The organism is Nocardia amamiensis, assembly GCF_015477605.1.
Lineage (GTDB): Bacteria > Actinomycetota > Actinomycetes > Mycobacteriales > Mycobacteriaceae > Nocardia > Nocardia amamiensis_A.
Map to the genome: position 1 here is coordinate 1 of NZ_JADLQX010000138.1, position 1,595 is coordinate 1,595.

Consider the following 1,595-nt stretch of genomic DNA (forward strand, 5'->3'; position numbering starts at 1 on the left):
GCGGCGACGCCGTGCAGCACGCGCACGAAACGCTCGGCGAACGTGCCCGCGAACGCGCCGTCGAAAAGGTCGGTGGCGTAGACCAGCTCGGCGTCCATCGCCGTCTCGGCGCCGGGCACCTCGCTGAGGGTGAGCTGCAAGTCGAACTTCGCCGTCGGCTGGTCGATGCCCAGCTCGGAGACGGTCAGGCCGGGCAGCTCCAGCGCGGTGCGGCCGAGGTTCTGGAACGACAGCATCACCTGGAACAGCGGGTGCCGCGCCTGCGAGCGGGCCGGGTTGAGCACCTCGACCAGCCGCTCGAACGGCACGTCCGCGTGCGCGAACGCCTGCAGGTCGCGCTCGCGGACCTGGGCGAGCAGGTCGGCGAACGACTCGGCGGTGTCCACCTGCGCGCGCAGCACCAGGGTGTTGACGAACATGCCGACCAGATCGTCGAGCGCCTGCTCGCCTCGCCCGGCGACCGGGATGCCGATGGCGACGTCGTCGGAGCCGCTCAACCGGGCCAGCAGCGCGGCGAAGGCGCTGTGCACCACCATGAACAGCGTGGTGCCGTGCGCATGCGCGACCCGATTCAGCTCATCGATCAGCTCGCCTGGCACGCGGAAGCGATGGGTGCCCGCCCGGTAGGACGCGACGGCGGGCCGCGGCCGGCCCGACAGACGCAGCTCGTCCGGCAGACCGGCGAGCGCGCCGCGCCAGTAGTCGAGCTGCTCGGAGATCAGCGAGGTCGGATCGTCCTCGGAGCCGAGCGTGTCGCGCTGCCACAGCGCGAAGTCCACGTACTGCACCGCCAGCGGCGGCCAGCCGGGCTGCGCAGCCGAGGTCCGCGCCACGTAGGCGGTCATCAGGTCGCGCACCAGCGGACGCATCGAGAAACCGTCGGCGGCGATGTGGTGCACCACCACGACCAGCACGTAGTCGTCCGGCGCGAGCCGGTAGGCGCGCAGCCGCACCGGCGGTTCGGTGGTCACGTCGAAACCGCGCTCGACGAAGGCGTACAAGGCGCCGAGCAATTGCCCCTCGGCCACCTCGACCACGTCCAGCTCCGGAATCGCCTTGGTCGCGCGCAGCACCCGCTGATAGGCGACGCCGTCGCGCGACGGGTAGACCGTGCGCAGCGATTCGTGCCGCGCGATCACGTCGGCGATCGCGCCGCGCAGCGCGTCCAGATCCAGCGCGCCGTCCAGCCGCACCGCGGCGGGGATGTTGTTCGCGGCGGAGTCGGCGTCGAAGCGGTTGAGGAACCACATCCGCTGCTGCGCCAGCGACAGCGGCGGGTACTCGGGCCGAACCTGGGCCGTGAGCGCTTGGCGCGCACCGGTTCCCGCGTGCGACTCGACCCGGGCTGCCAGCGCGGCGACGGTCGGCGCCTCGAACAGCACGCGCACGCCGATGTCGGTGTTCAGCGCCGCGCTCAGCCGGGCGGTCACCTGGGTGGCCACCAGCGAGTTGCCGCCCAGCTCGAAGAAGTCGTCGTCCACGCCGACGCGCGGCACGCCGAGCAGATCGGCGAAGACCTCCGCCACGATCTCCTCGATCGGAGTGGACGGGGCACGGAACACCTTGGCCTCGAAAACCGGCGCAGGCAGCGCCTT

The 1,595-nt window shown here is 71.8% G+C and carries 1 protein-coding gene; it reads right to left on the minus strand.

What is annotated here, in order from left to right:
• Positions 1-1,595, minus strand: a 1,595-nt coding sequence (locus tag IU459_RS37085; RefSeq protein WP_228839050.1) for a condensation domain-containing protein, incomplete at both ends; no start/stop codon positions are given.